The sequence below is a fragment of the Roseburia sp. AF02-12 genome (genome assembly GCF_003461765.1).
Lineage (GTDB): Bacteria > Bacillota > Clostridia > Lachnospirales > Lachnospiraceae > Roseburia_C > Roseburia_C amylophila.
The window spans coordinates 205,809-221,604 of sequence record NZ_QTXS01000001.1 but is presented as its reverse complement, the minus strand read 5'-3'; the positions used below and the strand labels follow the sequence as shown (position 1 = coordinate 221,604).

Here is a 15,796-nt window from a genome sequence, read left to right as displayed (position 1 = left end):
TTACGCCCTCATATCAAAGGAATACCGATGCAGGATTCCGACTGACGGATGCTCCTGCTGCATAAAATCTTCAACCAGATTTTTCTTTCCGGACTGGTTCTCCACCTGTACCGTACAGGAATATCCTTTCTCCTGCAGCCGCTGCATCAGCTCAGCCATATGTTCTTCGATTAAATCATAGGATTTCTCATCCTCCAGATAAAAATTCGTATGCACCTTTCTATCCTTCATCCGCACAGACACATCCGTTGCACCAAGGTTATCCATATCAAGATGTAAAAAAGCACTCAGTTCGCCATCCGGTCTGTCCACACCACTCTTATTAGTATAGACAAATAAATCTCCGTGGGTATTCTGATTTGACATCCGAAGGGGAATCTGCACATAATGATAGGCATTATTAATCTGATTCATAAATTCAATATTCCCCTGCAGATTACTTACTGCTTTCGCAAGGGAAGTATTGCTCTGACCAGATTCCTGCACCAGCTCCTGCATCTTCTGCATCTGATTTTCCATCTTCTCATAAAGATGCTTAACAGCATCCCCTTTGATTTCTTCCGGTTTTAGTGTCCACTGCTGTTTTACCTCATATTCCAGCACTTTCTGATACTCTTTACTGGAAAACAGTTTCTTTGCAGAACCTCCGGTTAAACCCATTATCTCATCCAGTGCCTGATGCAGTTCTTTTAGAAATGCACCTGTAGAAAGATTTCCGTTTAAAGTCCCCTCTGCGGTAAATAATTTACTGCCTGCAAGCTGTGGAAATTCTTTCAGAAGATTTGAAAAATCCTTCATCTGCCCCTCTGTAAACAATGCGCCGACACTGCCCCTGGCATAATACTGCACGCCATCTAATGTTTCTTCTATGGATCCTGCTATCGTTTCAGTTTCTGCTAATTCCGTTCCTGTGATTTCTGTGGCAGCAAATTCTGACGCTCCTTCCAGTATGGCTCCTTCCTGAAGTTCCACCGGACTCCAGCTTCCTTTCTGTACTCCCTCTTTTACAATTACAGACATATCCAAAGAACCATCCTGCTTCAACACCTGATAGATTCGGCTTCCCAGTTCCAATGCCTCTGTCTCGGAAAGGTTTTCGTTCTGATATAATTTTCCGATGCTTTCCAAGACATCATCAAACTGTGAAGTGATTGCCGCCTGATCAGATTTATAATTTTCAAACTGCCGGATAAATTCTTCTGACATCGGAATGTCAAGCTTATGCATCAATACCAGTGACTTAATATCCGCATCCGGATATGCAGAAATACTGCGTGCCATATCCATAAGGCTTTCCCTGCCAATGGACATCTGCTCTTCCATCATGGAATTGACCATATCTATCATTCTTGGTTCTGCCGGAATGCCTGCTGCATCCAGTGCCTTTAACAACGTCGGATTATTGAGATTTCCATTGGTATAAGGTCGAATTTCAACGGTAGTTCCATCATTGGATTTCACCTGGAAAAACATCGCCTGACCAACGGCTAACTGTACGCCTGCTGCTATTCTCGCCTGAACAGTCTGACCATTTGCCAGTCCAAGCGTAACCGTTCCGTTTTTGATATCATTTACGGTTCCTTCAAATACATTTCCTACCGTCATTTCCCGTACGGCTGATACCAGCTGCTGAACCCCTTGCTGCGGGGCTGTTGCTGTAGCTCCGGTAGCCGAACTTCTGTTGTATTGTGCTAACATGTCTGAAATCTGCATATCAATCACTCCACTCTGCATTGCCAATTTCTTTGGAATTATTCACTGTAAAAATTCTTAATAAAGGTTCTCCGGTGAATTGGTGTTGGTCCATATTCTTTGATTGCTGCAATATGGGCTGCGGAGCCATAACCCTTGTTATCCGCAAATCCATATTCCGGCATAATTTTCGCATATTCTTCCATCATGCGATCCCTTGTTACCTTTGCAATGATACTGGCTGCTCCAATGGAAATGCTCTTTGCATCTCCTTTGATAATCGGAACCTGACGGATATCTACTCCCGGTATTGTCACCGCATCATTTAATAATATATCGGGTTTTACTTTCAAATTCGTTATAGCCTGCCGCATAGCTTCATAAGTAGCCTGCAAAATATTAATTTCATCAATCCGCCCCGGACCTGCCATTCCAATTCCTGTTGCCACTGCCTTCTCCATAATTTCATCATAGAGTTTTTCACGCATGGATGCACTGAGTTTCTTGGAATCATTGATATATAAAATGTCACAATCCTTTGGCAGAATCACAGCTCCTGCCACAACCGGCCCCGCCAGCGGACCTCTTCCCACTTCATCTATACCGCAGATATAACCGGCATCCGCATATTCTTTTTCATACTTTTTCAGATTTTCAATCCGGGCATACTCTGTCTCAAGCTTCTGTATCCGCTTTCGTGCTTTTTCCACAAGGGTCTTTACGCCGCTTCGTTCATCTTTTTCATATCTTGCTATAAAATCAGGCAGCATACTGTCTTCTGCTGCCTGTAACTCTTCTTTGATTGCTCCGATTTTCTTCTCTTCTGCCATAATCACTTTATCCTCTGACTGCTCTTTCGTTTTTATTACTGATGCCGGATAAATCCAATTTTATCAAATGGATAGATTCTAAGCCATGCTTTTCCTATGATATCCGCCCGCTTGATATTTCCAACATCCGGGAACCTGCTGTCCTTGCTGTAATTGCGGTTATCTCCCATCACAAAATATTCATCCTCACCTAATGTAATCGGGTCTGATGCAAGTCCCGGGTCTTTAATAACCTCTCTTCCATAAGATTCCACCAGTTCTTCTCTGTTAATCAATATCTCTCCCTTATCGGTAATCTGTACCGTTTCTCCCGGCATTCCGATAATCCGTTTGATAAAATAAGTGTCTTCCTTATACTGATACGGAAATACAATAATATCAAAACGTTCCGGTTCATGAAACCGATAGGATATCTTATCTACAATCAGATTATCTCCATTGGTAAGGGTATTTTCCATGGACGAACCATCCACTCTGGTCCGCTGTCCAACATAACGTATCATCAAAAATGTCAGTACCACAATCACAATGAGATATAGTATGAAACTGACACTTTCCCTTACCGCCTTTCCTCTTTTGCCGTGTTCTTCTTCCTTCATATCTCCGTCTTGCTCCAACTCTTTTTGATTCCTGTTCTTATTTTTATCTTATGCTTCCACTTCCGGTTTTTCAAGTGAAATTTTACCGAGCTTTCCAGTACGGAATTCATCCAGCACCAGTGCAGCGGCTTTGGCATAATCTACTTCATTTCCTTTTTTGATACAGCCACGGTTTAAGGCAATTTTCTCCAACATCTCTGCCGGTGTTCCCTCTTCTTCCATTCCATATCTTTCCTTTAATACACCCGGATACTCTTCCCGCAGAATCTGAATCAGTTCCAGTGAAAGTTCATCAATATTTAAAATATCATCTTTGATAGAACCTATCAGTGCCAGTCTTAACCCAACGCTCTGGTCTTCAAACTTTGGCCATAAAATACCCGGTGTATCCAAAAGTTCTACATTCTTATTCAGGCGAATCCACTGCTTGCCCTTGGTTACACCCGGCTTATTTCCGGTCTTGGCGCAGGCTTTTCCTGCAAAAGTATTGATAAAGGTGGATTTTCCCACATTCGGGATTCCCACTACCATAGCCCGCACCGGACGGTTCTTGATTCCTCTTCGTAAATCACGCTCCGTCTTTTCCTTGCAGGCTTCTGCTATAATTGCAGACACCTGCTTCATGCTTCCTTTATTTCTGGCATCCATGCGTACTACATAATAGCCCTTTTTCTTAAAAAATTCTGTCCAGCCTTCATTTTTTCTTTCATCTGCAAGGTCAGATTTGTTCAACAAAATCAGACGGGCTTTTCCTTTTCCCAGGGTATCTATATCCGGATTTCTGCTGCTCACCGGAATTCTTGCATCCACCAGCTCTATTACTAAATCTACCAGTTTTATATCTTCCTGCATCTGACGTTTTGCTTTCGTCATATGTCCCGGATACCATTGAAACTGCATCTTATTTTCCTCTCTTCCCTTACTGTTCTTCTATTTGATAAAACCGATTTTCCGGAGCGGAGAAATCCGGAACCATGCTTTTCCTACAATATATTCCCGTTTTATATTTCCAATATTGGCATAACGGCTGTCCTCACTACTGTTGCGGTTATCTCCCAATACAAAATACTCATCTTCCCCTACCGTAATCTCTTCGGATGCCAGTCCTGCATCTTCAATGGCAGCTGTATCTACTTTTTCATCAAACAGCTCTCCATTTACATAGACTGCTCCATTCTTTATCTGTATCTTATCTCCCGGCACCCCAATGACACGTTTTACATAATAATGCGACTTTTCATTTCCATTTGGAAGAAATACAATAACATCATTTGCTTTTGGTTTCTTCAGTTTATAAACAAAACGATTAACCAGAATCTCTTCTCCGTTCTCTATCGTAGGGTTCATGGACTGTCCTACCACAGTGGTCCGAAGTCCGATAAAATATACAAATACAAATGAAATCACCAGGACAATTGCAATCTCAATGACCCAGGTGCCGATTTCCTTCAGCAGTGGTACATTTATTTTCTTTCTGCGTCTGCCAAAATTCAGACCACGAACGCTTCCTCTACGCATAATCTTATGTTCTCCTTCTTACCTGAATATCATTCGATATATCTGCAGAAACTGCCACCGGCAGCTTCTTACGAATACGTGGTAACTACAAGAAACACGCTTTGCGAGTTTCTCGAGTTATCGCGGTGCTCGCCAAATCTGCATGCAAGCATGCGATTTCTCTCGCTACTCGCGTAAATACAACAAGAGGGACGATACACATTGGCACGTCCCTCTGACAGATTCTTATTTTACTAACTCTTTTACTTTTGCTTTCTTACCGATACGACCTCTTAAGTAATTCAGCTTAGCTCTTCTTACTTTACCAGCTCTTACTACTTCAACCTTCTCTACGTTAGGAGAATGTAATGGCCAGGTCTTCTCTACGCCAACACCATTAGAGAATTTACGAACGGTAAATGTCTCACGGTTGCTTCCGCCCTGTTTCTTTAATACAACACCTTCGAAAACCTGAATTCTTTCACGGTTTCCTTCTTTAATTTTCGCATAAACCTTAACGGTATCTCCTACACGAAACTCTGGTGCATCTGCCTTTAACTGCTCTGCTTCAATGTTCTTAATAATTTCACTTGCGTTCATTTTGTGACCTCCTGTATATTTTGATGTTCTTAATGCATTCATTTGCAACAGAGGACCATCGCCTATTCACAACTGTTGTATTGTATCATGTTCTCTATGCCTCGTCAAGCTATTTTTATAAGCGTTTCTGTAACATTTCCGGATTGGATGCATAAACCAGTGCTGTCTCTTTTGTAATCTTTCCTTCCTGATACAATTTCAAAAGACTGCTGTCCATGGATATCATATCTTCCCGGTTCGAGGAATATACAACGCCGTCAATCTGTGGCACTTTATTCTCACGAATCATATTGCGGATTGCCGGTGTCACAGTCATAATTTCAAATGCCGGGATCACATTGCCATTCACATCCGGCACAAGCTGCTGGGAAACAATCGCCTGCAGCACCATGGAAAGCTGTACTGCAATCTGCCGCTGCTGATTTGCCGGGAACACATCAATGATACGGTCAATGGTATTAGCCGCTCCTATGGTATGTAAGGTGGATATAATAAGATGACCTGTCTCTGCTGCCGTCATAGCAACACCAATCGTCTCGTAATCACGCATTTCTCCAAGAAGAATCACATCCGGACTCTGCCGCAGGGATGCACGCAATGCCGTTACATAATTTTCAGTATCTACATTTATTTCACGCTGGCTGATAATTCCCTGCTGATGGCTGTGCAGATATTCAATCGGATCCTCTAACGTAATAATATGCTTGGCACACCGGCGGTTCAGTGCATCTACCATGCAGGCTAACGTGGTAGACTTACCACTTCCTGCCGGTCCTGTTACTAATACCATTCCCTTTGGCTGCAGACCAAGGTCAATGATATTCTGTGGAATTCCAATGTCCTCCGGCTTTGGCAAATCAAAGGTAATCACACGAACCACTGCTGATAATGCGCCTCTTTGCTTATAAGCACTGACACGGAATCTTGACAGTCCCTGCACCGCAAAGGAGAAATCATCATCCCCATGCTTTAATAACCGGTCAATATCACGATGGTCCGCCAGTTCATATATCTGCTCTAAATAATTTTCTGTCTCAGGAGGCATCAACCGCTCTCCCTCTTCTTTTATAATTACATTATTCGAACGATATGATATCGGAAGTCCGGCTACAATAAATATATCTGATGCGTGTTCCTCTACTGCTTTTCGTAATACTTCTTTTACATCCATAATTTTCCCACCAATCTCTTTATTTCTGCTGCTCCATCAACGGAAGTCTGGTTTCCTCCTGTCTTACATCAGTAGCAGTTTCTTTCCATTCTAATATGCTCCATTCCAGCATTTCTCCTGTCTCTCCATCCGTCTCTTCCGTAATAGAAAGCTTTACACGTAACTCCTGTGTGTCTGTCTCCGGCACACAAAAGCTTATGGTATCAGCTGCATCCTTCACCTCCGGCAATCCGGAAATTTCCTGCAACGCCATTTCTTTATTTTCGGATTCTTCCAGAATAGCATCTATCTCTGCTAAGACATCATTTGCCTTGTTACATGCTTCATAATAGGCACTCATCTTATCTGCCGCCCGTTTACTGTATTTATAATCCCGCAGGGACGAAGATAATGACAACACTGCGAATAATAAAAAAGTCAGAATCAATACTACCACTAACAAAAAAGAGTATCCAAAAGGACTGGCTATACGCGGTCTGCGTTTTTCTTCGTATAATGCACTCTTACTCATCTTCTGCCGCCTCCCTCTGACTGATTGCCCTCTTTAGTTCCACTTCATAAATACTCTTATCTTTCTCCCCGTCCTTCTGCTTTACTGCAAAATGACCGACCAGCCGCTGCTTCGCTTCACCCAGTGTAATCCACAGGGTATATTCCGCATCTTTCGTCTTACAGTTCTCCCAGTCAGCAGCAAAGGATACCAAAAATGTATTATCCTCTTTCTCATAATAAGAATACTCTTCTTTCAGATAATCTTCCATATCTGTTCCGGAGCGGAATACTTCTGCTGCCGCTGCAGCCTTATGTACTGCCATATTCATATTTCCTGCATCTTCACTGATGCAATGGGATTTTACAAATAGCTGCAATCCCACCGCTGCAGCAATACAGAAAAATAAAATCGATATCATAAGTTCCAGTAAAAATACCCCGGAACGTCTTGCCTGCCCTTCTATCATATGCCTTCCTCTATTCCTGCCCACTGCCGACAACAGCCACCACAGTATCCATTTTTCTCCCATCTTCCGACATACAGGAAAAATGCAATAATCCATTTTTCAAAGCTTCCATCTTAAAATCTTCAACCGGAATGACTGCCTTTCCATCCGCTGTACTTACAGCAGTTCCGGACCGGACAAAAAGCTCTTTCAACATGCCATCCTCTTCAAAAATATAGGTGCAATATTCTTCTCCATCATAATCCTGACGGATGATAAGGCTGTCTGTTCCATCCACCGAACCAATAGTAACTGTCCCATTATCATTCTGATGAATCTTCTCCGTAAGATAAGACAATACTGTTCTGCTTTCATAATTTTCATCTGCCATAGTCGTCGTATCCTGATAAATATCTGCTGCCAGGATAAGCACCAGAAGTCCGCAGATTGCCAGCAGCCCAAACAATGCCCATGGAAATAATATATCAATTGTATGTTTTCTGGCGGTACTCTCTGCCATATTCATCCCTCTTCACTCTAATTCTTGCGCTCAATTACTGTCACATCCGGCATAATGTTTGCTCCAAGCAGCTGGTAGTCCACAAAAAACTGCTCCTTATCATAGGAAAAACCATACTGTTCTTCCAGATACGAAAGACTGTCCGGGTAATGTCCTTCCAGCACATAACACTGCACGATTTCTCTCTGCAGAGCCTCTTCTAAAGAACGTTTTTCCTCCTCTTTACTATCCGCCATCAATCGGTTCAATCCATGGCAGGTCAATAAAATAATACAACTGGAAATGGCTACCGTAAATAATATCTTTGCCCAGACAGAATGCCTTTTTTCATGAAAAAAAAGCCTCTTTCGACGAAATCCTTCCATATGCATCTCCTTCTTACAGTCCTGCCATAATTCCCATCAACGGAAGAATCACGGATAACAGTATCATTCCGACAATAACAGACAAAATAATTACAAGTGTCGGTTCTAATATTGCAATATAAGAAGACATTCTCTGATCAATTTCTCTTTCATACTGTCTTGCTATCGTCTCTAATGTTTCATCGGTCTCTCCGGTTTTCCCGGAAATCACCAGCATCCTCTCATACAAGCCCTTAAATATTCCGGCACCGCCTACTGCTGCTGCAAAATCCTCGCCCTCTTCCATTTTCTGGCTGCATTTCTTAATCTTCTTTGAAAAATTCTTATCTGCAATCAATTCGTCTGCAAATTCCAGTCCCTTTTGCGGATTTTGTCCACTCTTTAAAGTCAGATACAGGCTGTCTGCGAAACGACATGCTGCGATTTTATCGTATAAGCCATGAAACAAGTGCATTTTTCTGCTAAAACCAGCAAACGCTCTTCGTCCTCTGCTGCTCTTTACAAAATAAACAAATACTCCAACGATTACCGCCGCTATTGTAATGAATACAATTGCATAATTCGAAATTGTTTTTCCCAATGCCAGCATGCCACCGGAAAATCCGGTCATCTGTCTGCCTAACTGGCGAAATACCTGTTCAAATACCGGCATTACTTTTGTTAAAAGTATCACAATTACAGCTATCATCATAGCAATCATAATCAAAGGATATGTAAGTGCGCTTTTAATACTCTTCTCGATCTCATCCTCACGCTCGTAATGGTGAGTCAGCCCATTCATAACATCATCCAGTGTACCTGTTTCTTCTCCTATCTTAACCATCTGAAGAAGATAATCCGGAAATACACTGGTCTTTTCCAGTGCCGGATATAACAGTCCTGTATTTATCATTTCATCATACATTACCTGAAGTATTGCCTTTTCCTGCACATCCTTTGCATCTTCCAGTAATAATGACACCCCCTCAACTGCCGGAAAGCCTGCATGCAGAACCATTGTCATCTGGCTGCAAAAAGATGCACATTCAAGATTTGACAGCTTTTGCTGTTTTTTACTTTTTCCCATACTTTTCTTCCTCTCTTAATATGTGTACTTTATAATATAACGGCTTCCGTCGCCAATATAATCTTTTACGGTATCATCATCATTATTTGCTGCCAGGGTCGGGTCCATAAGAGACCAGTCCTTTCCGTCAAAAGATATCATATTATCTACCCAGCCTATCTCATCCACATAACAGCTGATCCACGCATGATAAGCCTCACCCGCATATCCTACCTGAAGTTTGGTTGGAATTCTCTGCGAACGAAGCATCGCTGCCATCAATGCTGCATAATCAAAACAGATTCCTTTTCCGGACGAAAGTGTTTCATCTACATCCGGCACATATCCATATGCAACATTCTCTGCTTTTTCTTCATCATATGTAATATTTTCAATTACATAATGATAAATGTTGGTTACTACATCAAGGTCACTGCCGCAGCCTGCTGCCAGTTCTTCCCCTTTCTTTACCGTCTTGGAATTCTCATCAAAATCCACATAACAGTTAGGTGCCAGAAATGGGACAAATTCATCCGTAATGGTAACATCAATACTCTGGGTAAATGCTGTTGCATACAAATTTTCTTCTACTGATGCAGCTTCATATAAGGTCAACTGGTAAGTACCGCTTCCCTGTGTCAGCGGATATACAATATACGTTCCATTCTTTGTCACCAGATAGGTATATGCTTCCCCTTCCGGTGTCTCTATCTGGAATTTCACTTTTTCATTGGTTCCGGTATAATTAAGCATCACATAACCATCGGATGCATGCGATGCATCAATAGCAATCTGATCTGTCCCATAAGTCACTTCTCCGGAAGCCTCCGGATGTAATACTTCTGCTGTCGCATCGCGATTTCCCTTTGCGGTATCATTGCTGCTTTGCTCCGGAGAATTCTTCTCTCCGCCACAGCCTCCCAATGCACCGCTCATCAGCAATATCCCTGCGGCCATCCATATTATCAGGTAATATTTCTTACTGTGCCGGCTCTTCTGCCTCTGCATGACAACACACCTATTCCTTTTCCTGTATATTCCTGCTATCTGTACCTATATATAATAAAATTGCCGCCAGTAATACAACTGAGACGATTACAATTTTACCGTAAAAGGTTACCATAGCTGCAAATATCCCTCCTAATACCGGAATGGTCAGGGTTACTTTTCCAATTACCTGTGCATAGGAAACCGGGGAAATATCCTCCGCTTCATTTGCATCTCCTTTGGTAATCAGCTGACCGGACACCACCTGATTCTTCACCACACGATGGGTAATGATAATTCCCACATCTGTATCGCTCCGATATGCCACAACTTCACCTTCCATAAGTTCTGCCGGTGCTTCTTCCCTGACATAAATAAGACTTCCTACCGGAATCGCCGGTTCCATGCTTCCGGTTACAACTGTATAAATATCAAACCCTGTAAGCCTTGGTAATGTCAATGGTATGCAAATCAGAATCACCAATATCAGAAGAGATACTCCTATCATACTACAGATTCTGGCTATTGTCCTCTTTTTTCTTTTTGTTTTTCCCATTCGTTAATGCCTCTGCTCTGACATTCATTTTCTTTCTTCGTAATGCAAAAGCAGTAAGAGCCACAAGTCCTGCAACTGCCGCTGATGCTACACCAATCAGCAATGGCATATTTCCTGCCGGTCTTTTGGTCTTCTCATCCTTTTGCTGCATATCTGCTAACGGAGTTTCCTCATCATCAAGATTTACCAGTTCCTGCGGAGTCTCTTCATCCGGAATATTTACATTTCCATCTGCCCCTTGATTATTATCCGCATTGGCATCATCTGCTGCATTCGCATTGTTTGCTGCATTTGCATTGTTTGCCGCATTTGCATTGTTTGCTGCATTTGCATTGTTTGCCGCATTTGCATCATTTCCGGCATTTGCACTGTTTGCCGCACTCTGTGTATCCGTCGTGTATACAAACGTAAAAATGTTTTCTGCTTCATTGCTGCTTAAGGTTTTCGTCAGATTATATGCCTGCGGACGATAATTTTCAAAATATTTAAACGCCACCACCGGCTGGTCACCCACTGCACCATAGAAGGTCTCACTGTCTGAAAGTGCATTTCCATTGGCATCCTGATAATTCACAGTATATGCTACCATATTTCCCGCAATTGCATATGCCGCTACATACTCCTGATCAGATTCTACCACAAAGGCAGATTTTCCAACAGTATTATTATCCCTTCCGCTCTCCCGGATTCCACCAATATAATATTTTCCATCTTCCTTTAGCTGAATACAGGACTGTGCCCGAACCATAACCCGGTCACCATATTTCAGTCCACTGATTTTTATTTTTTCTCCCTGGCTTTCCTTTTCAATCTGATAAGAAGAACCTGTTATATGATTGTCTACTGTAATTCCATTCGTATCTGAAAAATATCCCTGATTTCCAGAGCATAACGTTACTGTATAGGTATATTCTGTTTCATTTCCACCAACTTTTGCCCATGCCTGTACCGGAAATGCCAGTGTAAGTAATGTTGTAAATAAAATACTTCCGTGAAGAATACGTTCCATTCTTTCTTTTATTTTATTCTTCATCCCTTACTCCTCCTTTTCCAACCGATTTTCAGCTGCCTCATCTTCTTTTCGTGTCCTCTTCACTCTCACAACAAAAAGGACGACTAAAACAAGTCCTGCCGCCAGAGCAAGTGCCGAAAAAAGAAGCACCTGATTATTGTCACCCGTTTTAATAACGACATGATTCGACAATGGTGTTGAACCACTGGATAATAATTCTACCGCAAAATTCATCTGCAATTTTGCCAGGGTATCCTGATAGGTATTTCCCTGTGTCTCACCCTCCAGCTTTACGGTTAGTGCAATCTCTGCTTTTTCACCTTTCGCAAGCTCATCCAGATAGAAATAATCTTTCATTGCATTGGTTGCCTGGTGAAGACCTTCACCACTTTCTCCTACCGTATCTCCACCTACATTTTCACTGCTGTATAAAATACGGTTACTTCCATCCGGAGCCGTAAAAGAAAGTATGTACGAATACGCTCCTCCGGAAGCCACACTCTGTGAATCCTCAAGGCTCTGTAATACCTGATTTGTCATATACCACTGCGTATCCCCATCATAGGTATTCTTTAACTCCAGTCTGATATTTACCGTATCTCCCGGCTGAAGCTGATATATCGCATCATCAATATCTGCATTTTTAAATGTGCTGTTTAATTTTTCTCCATCAAACGTTACGTTCCAGTCATCACCGCCGGAAAACTCTTCTGCCTGTACCTGAACAGGGGCTGCTGCAACCAGAGCCAGAGCTGCCATGATACCAATCCATTTTCTCTTCATCTCAGTCTCCTCCTTACTGCAGTAATGTCAGATTTCCATTGGAATCAACAGAAACATCAACTCCCCAGGCACTCTTAATCGCATCCTGCGCATTGTGTGTCTGTACGGCATCCACTTCTGCCTCTACATGAAAGGAAACCCCATCATAATTAAATGTTGTAGTAGTGGTCTTAAGTCCATTTTCCTCCGTTGTATGCTCCGTTACCTTTGACGTAATAGAATTATCAATCTTTAAAGTATCAGAAAATGCCGGTGTACTCTCACCCACCTTCAATACCGATGGCCAGTAAAGAACAGTTCTCTCCTCCGTAGATGCATTTTCATCCACAATCCAGCCATTCTGGGTCAGGTTTAATTCAATCAAACTCGGAGCAAGTGTTGTTTCCTTGCTTCCATCCTCATTCTTCCAGCTCTTATAAATTCTCACACGGACATATTCATCAATATTGCCACTGTTTTTTACGGAAAGTGCTTCCTTATAATTTCTTCCGGCTACCAGCTTTCCATCGGTCTCATCCAGCATATCTGTAAGAAGTGCTCCCTGATTTTGCTTCCAGGCATCATCACTTCCTGCATAATCACGGCTGCTGATATCCTTAGAACCCTTGGCAGATTCTTCCACCAGAGTCACTCCGATATCATACATTTCCATCTGTGCGGTATAATTCTCACTATAGTAAGTAAGTGCTGCTCTCGCACTTCCAACCGCACTTCCTGCCAGAAGAAGTACTGCTGCACCCAATAATAAAAAGGTTCCTTTTCTTCCCTTCATTACTTTTTTCAATCGGCTCATTCTTCACCAGCCTCCCTTGCATCTGCAGTTCCTATATCTGTCCTGGTATCTGCAATCCGGTTCCAGTCTGCATATGGTGTTCCATCCTCTTCATAGAGAACCGGTGTACACTCCTGAACGACCACTACATTAAAACTCTCTTTATATTCCTCCGGTATTGCTATTTGGGCTAAAAGTTCTTCTGTATTGCCACTTACCGGAACAATATCACTATAATACCAATAGCCATCTTCGCCCTGATTCCATGACGAGCCGGACATAGTTAATGTAATCTGACTTCCTGCGAATACCTTTACTCTGACAAAGCAATCACTTTCTCCTGTATTTGTAAGTACGATATGCTTCTCCATATTTTCAACTTTTTCTTCTATTGTAGTTTCATTACCAAGTGTAATCGAATATCCTCCTTCCGCTTCCACATAAGTTGTAAAATACGCCATTGCCGGTGGCACTGCTGCCCCTGTAAGGAATACCAATGCTGCTGCAGTCAGCCAGAACACTTTTGTTTTTTTCTTCATCATCTTATATTCCAGCCTCCTTTAGTCTTTCTTTACACTATTATCCGGTAATTGTGTCCACTGCCATCCCTCATCTTCATCATAATCGAAATGATTGGTCACTCCGTAGCCCGGATTCAATCCGTGGTCATATGTATTATCAAACTCCACTGTTACGATTTCATCCGCACTGATTTCTGCTGTCTGCTGTGGCTCACTTACCAGTCTATAACCAGCCCCACTATATACCTCTGTCACAGTAACTTTTGCACCTGCCGGAATATGATCTGCAATTGCCGCTTTCGTTCCTGCCGATGAATGTGTGGTCGATACTACATTACTGTATACCGTATTACCATTTTCATCTACTGCTTCTATCGAAAATACAAAAGTTACCTCTTTCATTGTCTCATTATAGTTATCAAGATTTTTCTGTATAAGAAGACTTCCATACCGTGGAGAACGTTCCGGTTTTAGATTTGCTGTAACCTCGTAAATCCATTTGTTTTCTGCGCCTGCAGAATGAAATGCCTGATTATCCGGCAACGCAATCAGACCTGGATTAAAATTATACTCATAAAAACCGGTTGATGCAGTTTCAACCACAACAAGATATATCCCAGAATTCAGTTCTTTCTCTCCTGTTCCATCCGTAATCGTGCATTCTGTATCCGGGGTTTTATCCGAAGCGAGCTCCGCTGCCTTCGCTGTCATCTCTTCCCATGTAACATCTCCATTTACCGCATCTTTTAAAGAGAGGGATTTAAATTCTGATGTTTCGCTGTACTCTCCTGCTGCATCCACAGTCGCTACCTGATATATTTTAGCATGCAGTTCCATCCCATTCAGTTCTTCCGTATATTCTTCGCCCTTCGGCACAGATAAAGTCAAAGTACAAGGTTCTGCCGGATCTATTACATTGGTGGCATATGCAGATGCCACATGTAATCCTGCTGCTGCCAAAAACAACGTCAGTAATCCCGCAATATACCCTTTCTTTATTTTTAACTTTTTCATTTTCCACCCTCCTTAGAACCTCTTGAAACTTTTCTATCTCGAATAATCTTTATCAAAACTGTAATCAGAATTGCTGCTGCAACTGCCAGTATTGCATATAACATATAATAATCTTTCACCGTCTGAAGCATAGATTCATTGGCTATTGCCTTCTCATCATCCTCTCCATTATACGGGACACTGTAACCACGCACCAGCAGTCTATGGCTGTTTACACCATATGGGGTGCAGGTGAAAAGTGTTACATAATCTTCCCCTTCGACATTCTTCATTGCCTCTGTCAAAGTATCCGTATCATCCTTTTCTACCATCGGCAGAATCTGATCCACTTCATATGCAAGCACCTTATCCAGTACATGCACATAGAATTTATCACCTTCTACAAGCTGGTCAATATCGGTAAAAAGTTTCGCACTTGGCAGTCCGCGGTGTGCTGCCAGTACACTATGTTTTCCCTTACCACCAACCGGAAGACTGGTTCCGGACATATGACCTGCGCCAATCTGTAATACTGCCTCCGAAGTTCCATGATAAATCGGAAGTCTCTGTTCTATTTTCGGGATGGAAATATATCCCATAATCCCATTATCTCCCGGATTTAATACGGACCAGTATTTACTTTCTCTCATATTCTGTTCTTCCTGTGAAAATGCATCCCCATCGAAGGTATTATTACCTATCTGGGAATTATATTCCTCTGCCATCTCCCAGAGCTTCTGATAGTCTACTTCATCCATATCTGCAACAGTTTCTTCATAACTGGCAATTGCCCTGCTCTGATGGTATTTATTCCATTGATCTGCCACAGTCGGATATGCAAAGATTCCCAGTCCGACCAGGAAAACCAGTCCAAGCAGAATTCCAGGTAATTTCTGCTTCCATTTCTGTTTCATT

The 15,796-nt window shown here is 42.2% G+C and carries 20 protein-coding genes; all 20 read right to left on the bottom strand.

What is annotated here, in order from left to right; translation table 11 throughout:
• The 20 genes from fliK to DV740_RS00905 all read right to left on the bottom strand — a co-directional run bounded on the left by fliK (position 1) and on the right by DV740_RS00905 (position 15,795).
• The gene (gene fliK, locus DV740_RS01000) at positions 1-1,713 is read right to left on the bottom strand and encodes a flagellar hook-length control protein FliK (RefSeq protein ID WP_022242458.1); all 1,713 of its coding nucleotides are present in this window, start codon (positions 1,711-1,713) and stop codon (positions 1-3) included.
• A gap of 38 nt (positions 1,714-1,751) precedes the next feature.
• Positions 1,752-2,522, bottom strand: a complete 771-nt coding sequence (locus DV740_RS00995; protein WP_118056879.1) for a ribonuclease HII — start codon at positions 2,520-2,522, stop codon at positions 1,752-1,754.
• 35 nt (positions 2,523-2,557) lie between these two features.
• Positions 2,558-3,121, bottom strand: a complete 564-nt coding sequence (gene lepB, locus DV740_RS00990; protein WP_118087294.1) for a signal peptidase I — start codon at positions 3,119-3,121, stop codon at positions 2,558-2,560.
• A gap of 48 nt (positions 3,122-3,169) precedes the next feature.
• Positions 3,170-4,021, bottom strand: coding sequence for a ribosome biogenesis GTPase YlqF (gene ylqF / locus DV740_RS00985; RefSeq protein ID WP_117840819.1), 852 nt, complete (start codon positions 4,019-4,021; stop codon positions 3,170-3,172).
• Between the two features lie 30 nt (positions 4,022-4,051).
• Positions 4,052-4,639, bottom strand: coding sequence for a signal peptidase I (gene lepB, locus DV740_RS00980; protein WP_199534925.1), 588 nt, complete (start codon positions 4,637-4,639; stop codon positions 4,052-4,054).
• A 225-nt stretch (positions 4,640-4,864) separates the two neighbouring features.
• Positions 4,865-5,218 (bottom strand): 50S ribosomal protein L19, encoded by a 354-nt coding sequence (gene rplS, locus DV740_RS00975; protein ID WP_022242453.1) that lies wholly within the window; start codon positions 5,216-5,218, stop codon positions 4,865-4,867.
• A 115-nt stretch (positions 5,219-5,333) separates the two neighbouring features.
• Entirely contained in the window at positions 5,334-6,389 is a 1,056-nt protein-coding gene (locus DV740_RS00970; protein WP_118087293.1) for a type IV pilus twitching motility protein PilT, read from the bottom strand.
• Positions 6,390-6,408: 19 nt separating this feature from the next.
• On the bottom strand, positions 6,409-6,900 hold the full coding sequence (locus DV740_RS00965; protein WP_117840816.1) for a hypothetical protein: 492 nt from the start codon (positions 6,898-6,900) through the stop codon (positions 6,409-6,411).
• Positions 6,893-7,348 (bottom strand): hypothetical protein, encoded by a 456-nt coding sequence (locus DV740_RS00960; RefSeq protein ID WP_118087292.1) that lies wholly within the window; start codon positions 7,346-7,348, stop codon positions 6,893-6,895. Before DV740_RS00960 ends, DV740_RS00965 begins: the two co-directional genes overlap by 8 nt.
• A 10-nt stretch (positions 7,349-7,358) precedes the next feature.
• Entirely contained in the window at positions 7,359-7,847 is a 489-nt protein-coding gene (locus tag DV740_RS00955; RefSeq protein ID WP_158561489.1) for a DUF4860 domain-containing protein, read from the bottom strand.
• A 17-nt stretch (positions 7,848-7,864) separates the two neighbouring features.
• Complete coding sequence (locus DV740_RS00950) at positions 7,865-8,212, bottom strand: hypothetical protein (protein ID WP_118087290.1); 348 nt, start codon at positions 8,210-8,212, stop codon at positions 7,865-7,867.
• A gap of 13 nt (positions 8,213-8,225) precedes the next feature.
• Entirely contained in the window at positions 8,226-9,278 is a 1,053-nt protein-coding gene (locus DV740_RS00945; protein WP_118087289.1) for a type II secretion system F family protein, read from the bottom strand.
• 15 nt (positions 9,279-9,293) lie between these two features.
• Positions 9,294-10,265: a transglutaminase-like domain-containing protein gene (locus tag DV740_RS00940; RefSeq protein WP_242994184.1), complete on the bottom strand. Its 972-nt coding sequence runs from the start codon at positions 10,263-10,265 to the stop codon at positions 9,294-9,296.
• Positions 10,266-10,275: 10 nt separating this feature from the next.
• Positions 10,276-10,752, bottom strand: a complete 477-nt coding sequence (locus DV740_RS00935; RefSeq protein ID WP_242994182.1) for a signal peptidase I — start codon at positions 10,750-10,752, stop codon at positions 10,276-10,278.
• A 1-nt stretch (position 10,753) separates the two neighbouring features.
• Complete coding sequence (locus DV740_RS00930) at positions 10,754-11,833, bottom strand: MucBP domain-containing protein (RefSeq protein ID WP_199534924.1); 1,080 nt, start codon at positions 11,831-11,833, stop codon at positions 10,754-10,756.
• A gap of 3 nt (positions 11,834-11,836) precedes the next feature.
• Positions 11,837-12,595 (bottom strand): hypothetical protein, encoded by a 759-nt coding sequence (locus tag DV740_RS00925; protein ID WP_022242443.1) that lies wholly within the window; start codon positions 12,593-12,595, stop codon positions 11,837-11,839.
• 13 nt (positions 12,596-12,608) lie between these two features.
• Positions 12,609-13,388, bottom strand: a complete 780-nt coding sequence (locus DV740_RS00920; RefSeq protein WP_118087287.1) for a hypothetical protein — start codon at positions 13,386-13,388, stop codon at positions 12,609-12,611.
• Positions 13,385-13,909 (bottom strand): hypothetical protein, encoded by a 525-nt coding sequence (locus DV740_RS00915; RefSeq protein WP_118087286.1) that lies wholly within the window; start codon positions 13,907-13,909, stop codon positions 13,385-13,387. Before DV740_RS00915 ends, DV740_RS00920 begins: the two co-directional genes overlap by 4 nt.
• 18 nt (positions 13,910-13,927) lie before the next feature.
• Positions 13,928-14,902 (bottom strand): DUF5979 domain-containing protein, encoded by a 975-nt coding sequence (locus DV740_RS00910; RefSeq protein WP_118087285.1) that lies wholly within the window; start codon positions 14,900-14,902, stop codon positions 13,928-13,930.
• Positions 14,899-15,795, bottom strand: coding sequence for a class C sortase (locus tag DV740_RS00905; RefSeq protein WP_118087284.1), 897 nt, complete (start codon positions 15,793-15,795; stop codon positions 14,899-14,901). Before DV740_RS00905 ends, DV740_RS00910 begins: the two co-directional genes overlap by 4 nt.
• Position 15,796: the final 1 nt, after the last annotated feature.